The organism is Spirochaetota bacterium (assembly GCA_026414805.1).
GTDB lineage: Bacteria > Spirochaetota > UBA4802 > UBA4802 > UB4802 > UBA4802.
On sequence record JAOAIH010000014.1, the window covers coordinates 19006 to 34297 of the forward strand.

Annotated in this window: 14 protein-coding genes and 1 tRNA gene; 12 read left to right on the forward strand and 3 right to left on the reverse strand. The window is 35.8% G+C overall.

What is annotated here, in order from left to right; genetic code table 11:
• Positions 1 to 32: 32 nt before the first annotated feature.
• Positions 33 to 1889 (forward strand): response regulator, encoded by a 1857-nt coding sequence (locus N3F66_04510; GenBank protein MCX8123410.1) that lies wholly within the window; start codon positions 33 to 35, stop codon positions 1887 to 1889.
• 3 nt (positions 1890 to 1892) lie between these two features.
• Here the strand turns inward: N3F66_04510 and N3F66_04515 are convergent, their stop codons facing one another.
• Positions 1893 to 2882, reverse strand: coding sequence for a potassium channel protein (locus tag N3F66_04515; GenBank protein MCX8123411.1), 990 nt, complete (start codon positions 2880 to 2882; stop codon positions 1893 to 1895).
• A 238-nt stretch (positions 2883 to 3120) separates the two neighbouring features.
• On the opposite strand from N3F66_04515, the gene N3F66_04520 reads away from it, so the two are divergent.
• Entirely contained in the window at positions 3121 to 4089 is a 969-nt protein-coding gene (locus N3F66_04520) for a lysophospholipase (protein MCX8123412.1), read from the forward strand.
• Positions 4090 to 4202: 113 nt separating this feature from the next.
• Here N3F66_04520 and N3F66_04525 read toward each other — a convergent pair whose 3' ends face one another.
• Entirely contained in the window at positions 4203 to 5051 is an 849-nt protein-coding gene (locus N3F66_04525) for a flagellin (protein MCX8123413.1), read from the reverse strand.
• 339 nt (positions 5052 to 5390) lie between these two features.
• On the opposite strand from N3F66_04525, the gene N3F66_04530 reads away from it, so the two are divergent.
• Positions 5391 to 6857 carry an adenylate/guanylate cyclase domain-containing protein gene (locus N3F66_04530; protein MCX8123414.1) on the forward strand — a complete coding sequence of 489 codons (1467 nt, stop codon included), beginning with the start codon at positions 5391 to 5393 and terminating at the stop codon, positions 6855 to 6857.
• Here the strand turns inward: N3F66_04530 and N3F66_04535 are convergent, their stop codons facing one another.
• Entirely contained in the window at positions 6858 to 7247 is a 390-nt protein-coding gene (locus tag N3F66_04535) for a hypothetical protein (GenBank protein ID MCX8123415.1), read from the reverse strand. It abuts the gene before it with no gap.
• Positions 7248 to 7554: 307 nt separating this feature from the next.
• Between N3F66_04535 and N3F66_04540 the strand changes: the two genes are divergently transcribed.
• The 9 genes from N3F66_04540 to N3F66_04580 all read left to right on the forward strand — a co-directional run bounded on the left by N3F66_04540 (position 7555) and on the right by N3F66_04580 (position 15292).
• The gene (locus tag N3F66_04540) at positions 7555 to 7836 is read left to right on the forward strand and encodes a hypothetical protein (protein ID MCX8123416.1); all 282 of its coding nucleotides are present in this window, start codon (positions 7555 to 7557) and stop codon (positions 7834 to 7836) included.
• A 62-nt stretch (positions 7837 to 7898) separates the two neighbouring features.
• Entirely contained in the window at positions 7899 to 8891 is a 993-nt protein-coding gene (locus tag N3F66_04545) for a glycerophosphodiester phosphodiesterase family protein (GenBank protein ID MCX8123417.1), read from the forward strand.
• A gap of 275 nt (positions 8892 to 9166) precedes the next feature.
• Positions 9167 to 10384, forward strand: coding sequence for an amidohydrolase family protein (locus tag N3F66_04550; protein ID MCX8123418.1), 1218 nt, complete (start codon positions 9167 to 9169; stop codon positions 10382 to 10384).
• A gap of 18 nt (positions 10385 to 10402) precedes the next feature.
• Positions 10403 to 11539: a tetratricopeptide repeat protein gene (locus N3F66_04555; GenBank protein ID MCX8123419.1), complete on the forward strand. Its 1137-nt coding sequence runs from the start codon at positions 10403 to 10405 to the stop codon at positions 11537 to 11539.
• A 9-nt stretch (positions 11540 to 11548) separates the two neighbouring features.
• Positions 11549 to 12193: a Crp/Fnr family transcriptional regulator gene (locus N3F66_04560; protein ID MCX8123420.1), complete on the forward strand. Its 645-nt coding sequence runs from the start codon at positions 11549 to 11551 to the stop codon at positions 12191 to 12193.
• Positions 12194 to 12267: transfer RNA gene (locus tag N3F66_04565), tRNA-Arg, on the forward strand.
• A 61-nt stretch (positions 12268 to 12328) separates the two neighbouring features.
• Positions 12329 to 13399 (forward strand): peptide chain release factor 1, encoded by a 1071-nt coding sequence (gene prfA, locus N3F66_04570; GenBank protein ID MCX8123421.1) that lies wholly within the window; start codon positions 12329 to 12331, stop codon positions 13397 to 13399.
• A complete protein-coding gene (gene prmC, locus N3F66_04575; GenBank protein MCX8123422.1) occupies positions 13392 to 14261 on the forward strand; it encodes a peptide chain release factor N(5)-glutamine methyltransferase in 870 nt (289 codons plus the stop codon). The genes prfA and prmC overlap by 8 nt, the downstream gene beginning before the upstream one ends.
• 122 nt (positions 14262 to 14383) lie before the next feature.
• Positions 14384 to 15292, forward strand: a complete 909-nt coding sequence (locus N3F66_04580; GenBank protein MCX8123423.1) for a hypothetical protein — start codon at positions 14384 to 14386, stop codon at positions 15290 to 15292.

Below are 15292 nucleotides of genomic sequence, written 5' to 3' on the forward strand. Positions count from 1 at the left end.
CGTGTGATGGTTATTGAGTAATGGTGTAGTTTATGCAAAATAACCATAACGGCATGATTCCCTTAAACGATATGACCATTAAATCTGCCACGCAAATGGTCACTATGTTTCAGCTGCCAGCATGTATTATACGTGTTTCAGGTGAAGTAATCGCTTCAAATGATGCATATACTGAGCTGGTGAATACCAAAAACATCACACTGGATGTCACTCACCCATTCTATCCTGAGTACCGAAAGCAACTTGCTGCATCATATTTGAAAGCCTTGAGGGGTATATCACGCCAATGTTTTGCAGTATTCCGTAATAAGGACAATCAACGTGTCTCAGCTGAATTGTATATATTCCCCATTTTTCAGGATACAATTATTGTTGCACTATTTGTCATTTTGCAGATAGTTGATGAAAGAATACTTTCATTTGATAAATCCACTGATACTATAATCAACCAACAGGAAAAAAACTACGAAACATTGCTCTATGAATTTTCGCCCTTCCCAATACTACAAATTGACCAATCTGGTAATATAGTGAAAGCAAGCCCTTCTGTACAGGAACTTATTGGTTATGAAATAAATGATTTGAAGAAAAACCGAAATCTTTTATATCGTTCGTTAAATCACTATGATTTTAATAGGTTGAGAGTAACCTTAGCTCAAATATTTGAAGGTACCATTGGATACAAACGAATAGGAGAAGTGCGGTTTATAACAAAAGATAAAGATGAAAAGTGGGTTAACGTTACATGTTATCCAGTGCACTCATCAGGGGAGCAAACTGTGGTTGAGATCATTCTTGAAGACATAACCAGAATAAAACGCCTTGAATATCAACTGCAACAACTTAGCCGATTCCATATCATTGGAGATTTAACAAAAGGATTTCTCCATTCGTTCAATAACATGATTAATATCATGCTGAATAAAGCACAATGGCTTTTACAAATTACTGAAAAACCATCCTTCCAAGAAGGCCTTAAACTGATCATCAAATCCGCTGAAGAAAGCATACAACAAATCAGGCGTATTGAAGATTTTATTGGCAGAGATAAATTTGAAGATAAATCAGATATTAATATAGTTGAAGCAATTGAAGATGCCATTGAATTTGCAAAAATACAATTTAAAGTAGAAGAAGCCCAAAAACGAAGATCCATTACCATTGAACGGCGATACTTTTCACTGGTGAGCATGTATGGCGACCCTCATATATTCAGAGATTTACTGCTTGCAACAATATTTAAAGTTGCTTCAGTTATTTCTACCAAAGGAGTTGTTGAAGTAACACTAAAACGCAACAGTACATTAACGATTGCAATGAAAGCAAAAAAGGAGTTATCCGAAAATAAAGATGAATTTGCATTTATTTCAACAATAGATCTTTCAAAGTTAGCCGAGCAAAATCACGCTAAACTACTGGAAGAAGAATCATTACATGAGTATTCAATAACCATAATACTTCCTGAAGACACTGTTTCGCCACTGCCCTACAAGGAACAGCAAATACCTCAGACAAAATTACGGGATATGGATATATGTATTGTTGAAGATGAACCTGCATTACAGGAAATTATGTACGAAGTATTTGACTCGCTTGGCAACAGAGTTTCAGTCTTTAACAATGCAGATCAAGCATACGATTCGTTTAAAATTAATAAATTTGATATTGTCATTGCAGATTATGGACTATCAGGCACAACAGGTCTTGAACTACTAACAAAAATAAAGGAACAAAAGGAAGAAACTATAACTGTTTTGTTAACTGGATGGATTTTAAATAATATTAAGGCTTATAAAAATGTTATCGATATATACATGCATAAGCCCTTCAAACTTGATGTTCTTATTAATGAAATATCTAACGAAATATCAAAGCGGCATACTTTTTAACTTTCACAAAATTTTACTCATCTTTTCCATCATATCTTTTTTCCCCAATGCCACAATTATATCCCCTGCCTCTATCATTTCAGAAGACTGAGGATTAAAAATCATTGTCCCATTTGTTTTTTTTATAGCGACAATTATTACACCATAATCCTTTCTTAAATTGCTCTCTATCAAAGTTTTCCCAACCATTGGAGATGACTGCCCAACCTTCAGTTCTTCCATTGCCAACCCTAATTCCGAATCCATCATAGCCGTATCCAGAAAATCAACAACAGTAGGACGAGTTAAAACTTCAGCCATCCTTTTGCCTCCTATCTGATATGGCAGTATAACTCTGTTTGCACCGGCTCTGAGCAATTTAAGCTCAGACTTTTCATCAGACCCTCTTGACAATATAAAGATGTCATTTCGCAAACCACGAGCAGTTAACACAATATATACATTGTCAGCATCTGACATTACAGCAGTCACAATCCCTTTTGCCTTCATTATACCTGCCTTCATTAATGCTTCCTCGCTTGTGGCATCCATGGCAACAAAAAGATATCCAAGTTTTTCAAGTTCTTCAATTGCGCAAGGGTTATTTTCAATAACCACAAATGGAACTTTCCTTTCATAAAGCTCCTTGCATACTAGCTTCCCAATCCTGCCAAACCCACAGATAATATAATGATCATGTAATAATTGAATCTGCCGTTCCAATTTTTTCCTCCCAAATTCTTTTCGTAATTCACCTTCAATCAGCATCCTAAGAAGTGTTCCAATAGAATATGCACTAATTGAAACGCCACTTAAAATGATGAGAATAGTTATAAAGCGACCATATACACTTAATGGCTTAACTTCCTGAAAACCAACAGTGCTTATAGTAATCATGGTCATATAAAAAGCATCAAAGGGCTTCATGTCTTCAAAAGTATAATAACCAATTGTTCCAAATCCTATAGTACAAAGCAGAAGGAGGAAAGCTACCCGCAATTTTTTTAATTCCATAAAAACCTTTAAAAATTTTTTGACAAATTTAATTATCTTTAATGGTGTATATAGCTAACAGTTGTAAATAATTTTTTAAAAAAATAAAATTATATTTGATTTTTATATTACTCTGTCATATTTTTTATAAAAATAGCATAAGCAAAGTTTCTATTAATATAATAATTATGTTATATCACACATAACGTAATAATGTATTCATAACTTAAAAAAATATTTTAATAAGCGAGGTACCATTATGGCAACATTTCAACACAGTACAGGAACTTTTATTGGCAAAGGCGGTATAGAAATATTTTTCCAACAATGGGAAGTTCCTAATCCTAAGGCAATTCTTGTCATTATTCATGGCCTTGGGGAACATTCAGGCAGGTATGGCAATCTTATTGATGCTTTGCAAAACAAAGGCATCTCCATCTATGGTCTTGATCATCGCGGTTTTGGGCGTAGTGGCGGCAAACGTGGACATGTTGATAGCTTTATGGATTATATTTATGATATCAAGATTTTTATTAACATGATTAAAGATAAACATCCTGCAAAACCAGTTATAATGCTGGGACATTCGATGGGTGGCGTGCTTGCTATTAAATATGCGCTTACTCATGCAGAAGATCTGGATGCACTGATTCTCTCTTCACCTGGACTTGTACCAGCTATTGAAGTCCCTGCATGGAAAAAAAATTTGGCAATATTTCTCTCTTCCCGAATTCCTTCTCTAACCATGCCATCAGGCCTTGATGCAACAACTATCTCCCGTGATAAAGAAGTAGTAAAACAATATTTAGATGATCCACTTGTCCATGATAAAGTAACCCCACGTTTTTATGTAGAAATGATGAATACTATTCAGGAATGTATTAACCGGTGCGGCGAAATTAAACTCCCTTTATTGGTTTTCCATGGTACTGCTGATGCATTGGTGCTAGATGAAGCAAGTAAAATTGTATACCAAAAGGCAAGCTCGAAGGATAAAACGCTTAAGCTTTTTGAAGGATTGTATCACGAAACGATGAATGAAATTGAGGATGATCGTAAAAAGGTATTGAAAGTTGTAACCGACTGGATAGTAGCACATGCAAAAAAAGCTCCTGCAGCAAAAACACAATCCAAGCCAAAAGTTACACAAAAATCTGCTCCAAAAAAATCTGCAGCAAAAGCACCATCTTCTGGAAAATCAAAATCAACAAAAAAAGGCAAAAAGTAAAAATAGGTTGCAACCCATCAGTTTTGTATACGCTTACACTGCCATATCAGACAAAAAGCCGGGTGGGAGAGCCCGGCTTTTTTTATAGTGGTGTTGCGATGCTATCTCAAGCCTTATTTCAATAGTTGTAATACTGTCTGTGACTTTGTATTTGCCTGTGCAAGCATAGCAGTAGCAGCCTGAGTAAGAATTTGATTCTTTGTAAATTCTGCCATCTGCTCTGCCATGTCTGTATCGCGTATACGGCTTTCCGATGCCTGTATATTTTCATAGGCATTCATCAAGCCTTTAGCTGCATGCTCTAATCTGTTGTAGTATGCACCTAAGTCTGCTCTTTGTTTTGAAATCTGCCGCAGCGCCTCATCAGCCAGACCAATAACTGCATTAGCTTTCCCTGGTGTTGATATTGAAATGAACGTCAACGTTACAGGATTTCGCAATCCCAATGCAGCAGTAGTCATTGTTTCAATGAATACTCGTTCGCGCTGGTGCATATTTGGCCCCATATGGAACCACATTGATGCTGACGGATGAAGCCGTGCAAATGCACCGGTTAAAAGCTTCATCTTGTTGAATTCAGCCTGGGATGCAATGCGGTCTATTTCATCAACCAGCTCTGATACTTCAACCTGAATTTGTTGCCTATCTTCAGGAGTGTAAATACCGTTAGCAGACTGTACTGCCAGAACTCTGATTCGCTGCAGAATATCATGGACTTCCTGCAAATATCCTTCTGCAGTCTGGATCATAGACATGCCATCTTCTGTGTTACGTTCTGCCTGCCGCAAGCCCTGAATCTGTGAACGCATTTTCTCGGACACAGCTAATCCAGATGCATCATCACCAGCCTTATTGATGCGCATCCCTGATGAAAGCTTTTCCATGTCCTTGGTAATTGCCCAATCGTGAAATTTCAACGTACGGTGGGCAAAAATTGCGCTGATGTTGTGGTTTATAATCATAGTGTCCTCCTTGAACGATATACTATCATCCGTGATAGCTTTAACTATATAAATAGTTCATTCAAAAGTTCGTCTTATTTTGGGAAACGACTGAGAGTAATTATCTTGAAATATTATTATTTATTGGCTTTTATTATAAAATATGATACTAAATATTGTTATTTTTATTACTTTGATAATTTATAAAAAAACCATGATTGACAAATATTTTTTAAAATTTAGCGATTATTACAGTATCAAAATAAAAATTTAAAAAACTTTTTCTTGAATAAAAACAATCTCTGGTAAATAGTGTATTATATTATACAATAAATCTTTAACATTGTGAAACGAGGATATATGAATACAAAAACCACTGATAGAATATTCACACTGATTGAGTCTATACCCTTTCTGACCAAGCTGGTACGAAAAGGGGGTATTCGATTAAAGTGGGTTGTAACAGTTTCAATGTTAATGGTGATTGTAATTGCTATAATCAGCTTTTTACTGATAAGCATTTCCGAACGTGCCCTGATAAAAGCTAATGATAAATTATGCCAGACAATAGCTTACAATATATCCTCTTCTGAAAGTTTTTTAACAGCAGAAAAAAAGCCACTGAAGCGATCTCTTATATTGCAGGATATTGTGAAAGGTTTATCAAAAACAAATATAGAAGGCTTTGTATATGCAGCTGTTTATGATACACAAGGAATCATAGCAGAAAAAAAATATACGTATGCAGCACATTCTCAGGCTAAATTCCATGGTAAATATTACTCAAAGGACCTTATAACACAATTTGAAAAAATAAATACAACAGTAAAAGAAAACATTGAATTAGTTATCGACTCAAAACCAACACAATGTTACCGTTACCGTATTCCATTTGAGTTTTTCAAAGCAAAAATTGGAATTATTGAGATAGTTTTTACAGAAGATGCAATCCTTGGCCCTGTACACAGAGCACGGCTGGTGATGCTTATCATTGCAACTTTTTTGCTTTCCTTAAGCATCTATGCAGCAATGCGCATTGCACGACAGATGGTGGAACCCATTGTACAACTGACATCAGGTGTTATTCAGGTTAAAAAAGGTGATCTTACTACCCGGCTTACTGTAACAACACATGATGAAATCGGCATCCTGACCGAAGAATTTAACGAAATGATTAATCATCTTCGCGAGAAGCTTAAAATGCAAAAATTTGTTTCAGAATCAACTATCTCCATGATACGTGAAAAAAGAGATGATGAACTTGACCTTGGTGGAACAAGGAAAAATATGGCTTTTCTTTTCTCTGATATACGAGGTTTTACTGCCATGTCAGAAAAACTGCCACCCGAAGAAGTTGTATCTATTCTCAATGAGTACCTTGATCTGCAGGCTTCAATTATTAAAAAGCATGGCGGCGATATTGATAAATTTGTGGGCGATGAGATAATGGCAGTGTTTGAAGATAAAAAGAAGGCTGATAGTGCTGTTGAAGCAGCGGTGGAAATAATCGAATCCATTGATAATCTTAATAAACAGCGTGCAAAAGAAGGAAAAATCACTGTTACGGTGGGCATTGGCATTCATATGGGTGATGTTGTCCATGGAAGAATGGGATCAAAGGAACGTATGGATTTTACCTCAATTGGCGATGCTGTTAATCTTGCAGCACGACTTTGTTCGCATGCAGATTCGCAAACTATTCTGGTATCAAAGGAAATAATTGATAATCTGTCAAAAAGAAAATTTAAGGGTAAAAAACTTGATCCCATCAAGGTTAAAGGGAAGGAACAACCAATACCAATATTCCAGATTACGGGAAAAGCATAATTAATCCTGATGTATTATAGGGTGGAATTCTTTCCTTATAAAATAGCTGATTTTACGTAATATTTCTTTGTACTGTTTTTTATTGTTTTTTATATTTTCAAATAATATTGCTGCCTGTACCAGACTATCCAGATCTGCTTCCGTGATCCCATGAGTATGCAATTCTGCATGTTCAGTTGTATTTAAAATAAGATTATATTTCTTTGCAATCTCATCAAGTATTATTATTTCAATTGAAATATCTAAATTATCACCAATTGAATTTCCTATTCGCAGTGCATGGTAAGCAAAATTGTTAGTTAAAAATGAATTTGCATCTAACTTCTTAGCTACTATCTCCGGGACAGCATGTGTAGCCAAATAATTATTCAAAATTTCTAATCGTTTCATTATACTATTCCCCCAAAATGTAAAAATAGACAACTGTTTATACTGTTATTCTTTACAATTAAAAAACTAATCGTGCTATCCTTTAGCATAAGTATAGCAGAACAACAAACATATTATACTATACCTAATAATTTTTTACAACTGAGCCATTTCGCAATTATCATTCAACAATCGCTTTAAAAAAGCAACTAAAATAATTTCATGCTGCGATGGAATACCGCTATAGTATCCATTTTATTTTTTATTTGCAATTTTAATTCGATTATTTATAATGCTATTAAAATTTCCTATTATTTGAGGGGTGTGTATGCCAAAGAAAGAGTACATTTCCGGGACATTTTGTATAGATATCAAATGCACTCATCACAAAGCTCTAGAACAATATACTGGTGATGAGTATTTTAAACAGAAAGCACTTCTGTGTGCTGATTGTTATGCGTGGAAATTTTTCATTTGGCTTAGAGATCATAAGTATCGTATAATACAAACGCTGCCTGAGATCTCTGCCCGTGAGCTGGCTGCACGCATTAAAGGAATTGATCCGGTCAGGGTTGAAGATTTAACCGAAGATGAAATATTATGTTTATAGTGTAAGAACTATATAATATAATTACTATTTAACAAAATTTGCATTTTAAATGGAGGAGTATGATGGTGCGCACTATTGGAATAGTCATCGTTACAATTATAATTATAGCAATTTTGCTTGATGCTGTTGTATCCATACTTTCACGACCACAATTAGGAAGAAAAGCATGTCAGGCTGCAAATATCCCTTACAAAACAGTTATTGCCCACCGAGGTGCTTCATACTGGGCGCCTGAAGAAACATATTTTTCGTATATGATTGCAAAAAATGTAGGCGCTGAATATCTGGAAATGGATGTTCAACGCACCAAAGATGGTGTTATTATTGTTTTTCATGACGATACCCTCAGTCGTATAACAAATATAGCGCAGGTGTTCCCCGCAAGGGTTAATGACCCCATAAACAGTTTTACCATAGCCCAATTAAAACAATTAGAGGTTGGCAACTGGTTCAATTCATCGTTTCCCGAAAGAGCTAAGAAATCATATGAGGGCACTAAAATATTGACCCTAGACGAAGTTATCGATATTGCACTATCAGATGGGCAATTACATCCATTATATATCGAAACAAAAAGCCCAAAAAATTTTCCTGGTATTGAAGAACAACTGGTCCACATACTTAAAACGCGCGGCTATATACGTAACGCTGAAGATAAAAATAAATCTCCAAATGCACCTGTAATATTTCAATCATTTGAAATAGAAAGCTTACACCTTCTTAAAAAATATGCCCCCCAGGTTCCGCGAGTTTATTTGATTGATGAGGATATGGTAAGCCAAAAAGGTTGGGATACGATTATACAGGAAGCAAAACAGGCACAATGTGCTGGTCTTGGACCATCGGGATATCTTGGCTGGCCGTGGATAATAGGCAAAGCTCACCGTAATGGAATGCTTGTTCATATATACACTGTTAATAAAATATGGCAATTCCGCCTTTTAAACTGGTTTGGTGCTGACGGTTTTTTTACCGATAGATGCGAATTACTAATGGAATATTATGTAAAACCGCATAAGAAACCATTTAATGAAATTTTATCAAGCATTGAATAAACGGTAAAGCTTTTCTTTACATGTGGGTTTTTGTTTTTTAAATTGTAATATTCATAACAAATAATCACCAGTATATATGCGCATTTTACATTTTTATTCTTATACATCATGATCTATAAACAAGGATTATGCTTCTACAAAAAGCTATATGATACGCAGCAATTGACCGATATGTAAACTGGTATGGTATATACATTTTACTTGACTATCAATATATTATTATATAATTTAAAAAATACTATTTTGTTTTTTATCCTTCAGACAGGAGATGTTTAATGAGTGAATGGTCAATAGCTGGCAGAGGAATATTAACACCCGACAAGTTCATCAAAAAGACAAATATCGTTGTGAGCGACGGGATAATTGAAAAAATTGATGGAAAAACTAATTTTTCCATTGAAGTTGACGGCATAATTGTTCCCGGTTTAATAAACAGTCATGACCATTTACTTGGTACATATCATCCTAAAGTTGGTAATGGTCCTTATGAAAATTGGCTCCCGTGGGATAATGATCTTAAGAGCTCTCCTATATATGAAGAACGTCAGCAAATTGAAAACCGTGACCTTTATCTTTTAGGTGGTTATCGCAATCTGTTAAGCGGTGTAACAACCGTTTCTGATCATATACCCCATTTTGTAAATGATCCGTTCATTGATATACTTCCCGTTAAAGCTTTAAAAAACTATGCACTGGCTCATGCCGTTGTTTCCTTTGCACTTGCATGGGGGGATGGTATAACAACAGAATATCAAAAGGCTGTTAGGGAAAAAATCCCCTTTATCACTCACTGTGGCGAGGGTTTTGATGATGAAACCCGACATGACATCGACACCTTAGAACGGTTGGGTGCACTTGGCGAATATACGGTCCTTATTCACGGGATAGCGTTCACTGAAAATGATATCAAACGTATAAAAAAAGCTGGAGCCTCAGTTGTATGGTGTGGTGACTCAAACATGTATATGTTCAACCGCACAGCAAATGTAAAGCTCATGTTGGACCATGGTGTCAATGTATGTATAGGTACAGACTCCCCTATGTCAGGTGGCGAGAATTTACTTTACGAGATAAAATTTGATCGCAAATTATACAAAAAGCTATATGGCCAGGAATTGAGCGATGAAACAATAGTTAAAATGATTACTGTGAATCCGTCATATGCTTTTAAACTACCTGACCACGGTGCTATCAAGCCAGGTAATGTTGCCGATTTTATCGTCATATCCCGCATAGAGGATAATCCTTACTCGTCTGTAGTGAACGCTCAACTTGAAGATATTGCACTGGTAGTAATTAATGGCAAGCCAATGTATGGCGACAGCTCATATAAAAAACTCTTTGACTATAATAGAGTTAAATACCAAGAAATAATCTTACGGAACAGGCATAAACTGGTTGTTGGGGATTTATTAGGATTGCTGCGGAGAATAAGCAAAGCAGTTGGCTATAAAAAGGAATTCCCGTTTATTCCAGTTGAATTTGATATATAACTGTGTGCGAGGATTTTTATGTCAAATGGTTCACCAACTCAAGGTATTACCACACGAACCTACAAACCAGGATCAATTGTTTATTTTGAAAACGATAAAAGTGAAAATATTTATATTCTTAAATCTGGTCTAATAATCTTAACATCACAGAAGCTGGAAACTGGAGAAGAAGTAAAAGAAGAAGTACGGCCAGGTGAATTTTTTGGTGTTAAATCAGCACTAGGACGATATCCTCGTGAAGAAACCGCACAGGTTATCAAAGAATCTGTTGTTCTGGTGTTGACTCTTGCTGATTTTGAGCGACTTATTTTAAAGAATGTTAATGTAGTTATGAAAATGCTCAGAATTTTTAGCAACCAGCTCAGACGAATAGGCAGGGCAGTACGGGAAGTATTGGGGGAAACAAGTACCATAAACCCCGAAGAAGAACTTTTTAAAATTGGAGAATATTATTATAGAGCTGGACGTTTTAATCAGGCCCGATATGCATATAATAAATATCTTGAATATTACCCAAATGCAAAATATTCTGATTTAGCCACAAAAAGAATACGAGAGATAGACTCAGGTCAGGCTGAGTCAAATATTGCTCCTCAACCCACAAAACGTAAAGAGGTAGAAACAACAGAAGAACTAAAAGATTTTACTCTCGACGATGATATCCATCAAGCAAAAGATTCCGTAGTAGACGAAATGGATGATTTTTTAGGTACTGAGAATGCACAAGAACCGGCTTTTGACATAGATGAAAGCCCCAAAGGGGATATTTCTTCAATGTTTTATGATGCAATGAGCCTCTATTCACAATCAGATTATGAAGCAGCACTACAGCTTTATAAAAAAATCATAGCCCAAAAATCATTAAAAAATGATGCAGAAAATAAAATTTATCAGAAAGCCCACTTTGAAATAGGGCGTACATATTTTAAAATGGGACAATATAACGAAGCAATTGAGGCATTTTCACTCTTAATGAAGAAATTTCCACAATCAGACCTCAATGTAAATGCATTATACCATTTGGCAATGATTTACGAAGTTAAAAAACAATTTGATAAAGCAAAATCATACTATCAAAAAGTTATTTCACTAGCTGCCAAAGAGGAAATTGGCAAACAGGCTTCAAGGCGATTAAAAAATCTTGAATCACGGTAAAGGTATGCTATGTTACTTGATGAAAAGCTGTTTGATAAATTTGGCGTAGAATACGAGCCCAACGATATAATTTTTTGCGAATTTGAGCCGGGAAATGACTTTTATTTTATCCAGTCTGGAAGAGTTGAGATTGTAAAAATCATCAATAATCGTGAAAAAACCCTTGATATACTAGGCCCCGGGGATGTTTTCGGTGAAATGGCAATTCTTGAAGAAGAACCCCGATCAGCCTCAGCAATAGCTATAGATCACGTCAAGCTATTGCGTTTCAGAAGGGAAAATTTTGATGCATTGATACAAGGTAATCCGCAACTTGCATATAAGCTGCTGGTTATTTTTTCAAAACGTATATATGATGCTAAACGAAGGCTCATGATCCTGTTGCTTGATGACCCACAGTTGAAAGTAATGGATGTAATGAATATGTTAGCTGAGCAGGATCCTCATCTGGATGTTCAGGAACCTGTTACCTTGCGTGTCACAATGCAGGAAATTGCAAACTGGGCTGGCATGCAGATAAACGATGTGCAAAAAATATTGACACATCTTAATAAGTTAGGAAAAATTGAATTATTCAATGACAGAGTGGTGGTCAGAAATATAAGGGACTTTCAGCGGCTGGTAAATTCACGCCGTAAAAGCATGTATGCATAAGCTCCCGTAGCTCAGGAGGATAGAGCAGTAGTTTCCTAAACTATGTGTCAGAGGTTCGAGTCCTCTCGGGAGCAAAGCACATTCATACGCATAATAGCGGGCATATCCCGCTGTTTTTTTTCAGGGGTATTTACTATGGAAGAACGATTGCAACAAATTATAAACCGGTATAACGAAGTTGAGCATGCTATGGCTGATCCAAAAACGGTAAGTGATCAAAATTTATTTAAATCTCTCACTAAAGAACATGCCAAGCTAGCACCCATAGTTCAAAAATTTAATGAATATATTAAAATCAAAAAAGAAATTGAGGATATCACCATTGCTTTAAAAGGGGAAAAAGATCAAGAAATGATAGCTCTTCTGGAAGAGGAGATTTCCCAACTTAAAAGCAAACTTCATGATATTGAGGAAAATATTACACGATTATTATTGCCTCAGGATCCTCATGAAGGCAAAGACATTATTGTTGAAATAAGGGCTGGAACAGGAGGTGATGAGGCTTCACTATTTGCTGCTGACCTCTACAGAATGTATATTCGCTATGCTGACCGCAAAGGCTGGAAAGTTGAATTTATTGATGCCAATCAGACTGAACTAGGGGGTTTTAAAGAAGTCATTTTTTCAATAAGTGGTACCGAGGCTTACAGCTGTTTAAAATTTGAATCCGGTGTACACCGTGTCCAGCGTATTCCAGTTACTGAATCCGGTGGCCGGATCCACACATCTGCCGTTACCGTTGCAGTGCTTCCCGAAGCTGAGGAAAGTGACGTTGAGATTAATCCAGATGATATACGCATTGATGTATACCGCTCATCAGGTCATGGAGGGCAATCAGTCAATACTACCGATTCTGCTGTCCGTATTACCCATATACCAACAGGTATTGTAGTAACATGCCAAGATGAAAAATCACAGCATAAAAACCGTGCAAAAGCTCTCCGTGTTTTACGCGCACGTCTTTTTGAAAAAATGGAACGTGAACGTATGGAAAAGGAAACAGCACTTCGCCGTTCGCAGATAGGCACGGGCGATAGAAGTGAGCGCATCAGGACATATAACTTCCCTCAATCACGGGTGACAGACCATAGAATTAATCTTACTATCTATGATCTGGAATCTGTTCTTGACGGGGAACTTGACAAAATTATTATCCCATTGCGGGAAAACGAAATGGAACAGTTACTTAAAGCTTCCAATGTCTGATACTATTATCAATAATACCATTATTCATGCTATTGGCAATGCCACAAAACTTCTTGAAGATATTTCAGCAACACCACGGCTTGATGCTGAAATTCTTATGGCGCATGCATTAGGTATTGAGCGCCATAAGCTTTTTCTATTCTACAAAACTATACCAAAAAAATCGGTAATTACAAAATTTCAGCGCTTGCTTTCTCGCCGATTAAAAAGTGAACCAATTGCATATATTGTAGGTTACAAAGAATTCTATTCACTACCTTTTAAAGTCAACCGCCATGTTCTAATACCACGTCCTGAAACAGAACTTGTAGTAGATTGTGCAATCTACTACGCACCACAACATGCACACATATTAGATATTGGGACAGGAAGTGGTGCCATAGCTATCGCCATAAAATATAACAGGCCAGATTGCTTAGTATGGGCAACAGATATATCAGCGAATGCATTATCTATCGCCAAAAAAAATGCCACAACTATTTTAGGTAAAAATAAAATAACCTTTTTGCAGAGTAATCTTTTTGATTCATTACCTCCAATGACATTTGAAATTATTGTAAGTAATCCACCCTATATAAATCACGAAACATATACACTGCTGCAAAAAGATATACACTATGAACCACAGGAAGCTCTTGTGGCACCCGATAATGGATTTGGAATTATCAGATTAATATTAGAAAATGCAGGTAATTATCTTTCTGATAACGGTTGCGTAATTTTAGAAATCGGTGAGAATTTAGTAACCCAAATACATGAATGTGCCCTACGTTTCAATTACTCTCTATCAATTCTTAACGATTATGCGGGATTACCCCGCATTGCAATTGTAAAAAAAATATCAACATCTGCGAAATTATGATAAATTTACAATAATTTTAATCGATATTACTAATAACTAAGCAATGCGATAGATACGCTGCCGTTGATGTTGAATTTACATGGTTTGTACGAGCATTCCAGCAAAAAGGGGAAGCACACTGCATGATTAACACCAGAGAGGAATTGTTGCATGAGAGCAGTTTACCAGATTTTGTGGAATCATATAGGATTAGCGTTATAAGTAAACGTGATAAATTCTACGGCTTTTCAAATATAACGTGGATTCCCCAAATACATGAAATTGGAATATACTCTTTTTTCAATTATTCAGACTTTGCTACAACCAGCAATCAGATAATTAAAGATAGTGCACCAAAGAAATCATTTGGAACTCAACGTTGCAAATATACTATCATCCAGCCATTAAAGGAAAGCAAGCTTTTGTATAAAGATTCTAACCTTATGGCACATATATCTTTATTTGACTTCTTTCCTTATTATGAATCAATACATAGCAGAGAGCTTTCAAAAGAAAGTTTTGAACATATGACATCAAGCTATTTTACCCGCTGCAAGGCAAAGGTTTCACTTGAGTTTACTACAAAATCCAGGACTACAAAAAAAACTTTTGATTGTATTGGCTTTAAAGAACATACATGGGGTCTATACCCGTACAACTTCATTACCTGTGACAGCAGAGTTGTTGTGCATTTCCGCGATCAAACCATTGCATTCAGATATATTGAATATAATGGTATGAGCTATTCATACGGCTGTATTTCCCGAAAAAACGGTAATCTGGCGTTAGTACTCATAGAACTGGAATTTTTATCCATTAAAAATTCATTGCTTGAATCATCAGAATTCACCTATAAAGATGCCCAGGACGACATTGATTTAATTGTATCAAAACCCATTAAAATACAAACCATTGATGTGCCAAAAAAAGTTAAAAAATCTCATATCCATGTAATAAGTTTTTCAGACTTTACAGTAATAGGTACCAACAAAAAAGGATATGGAATTGAAGAACATTATATTTCATTTGATCGCTTAAAAAATACTATGTAA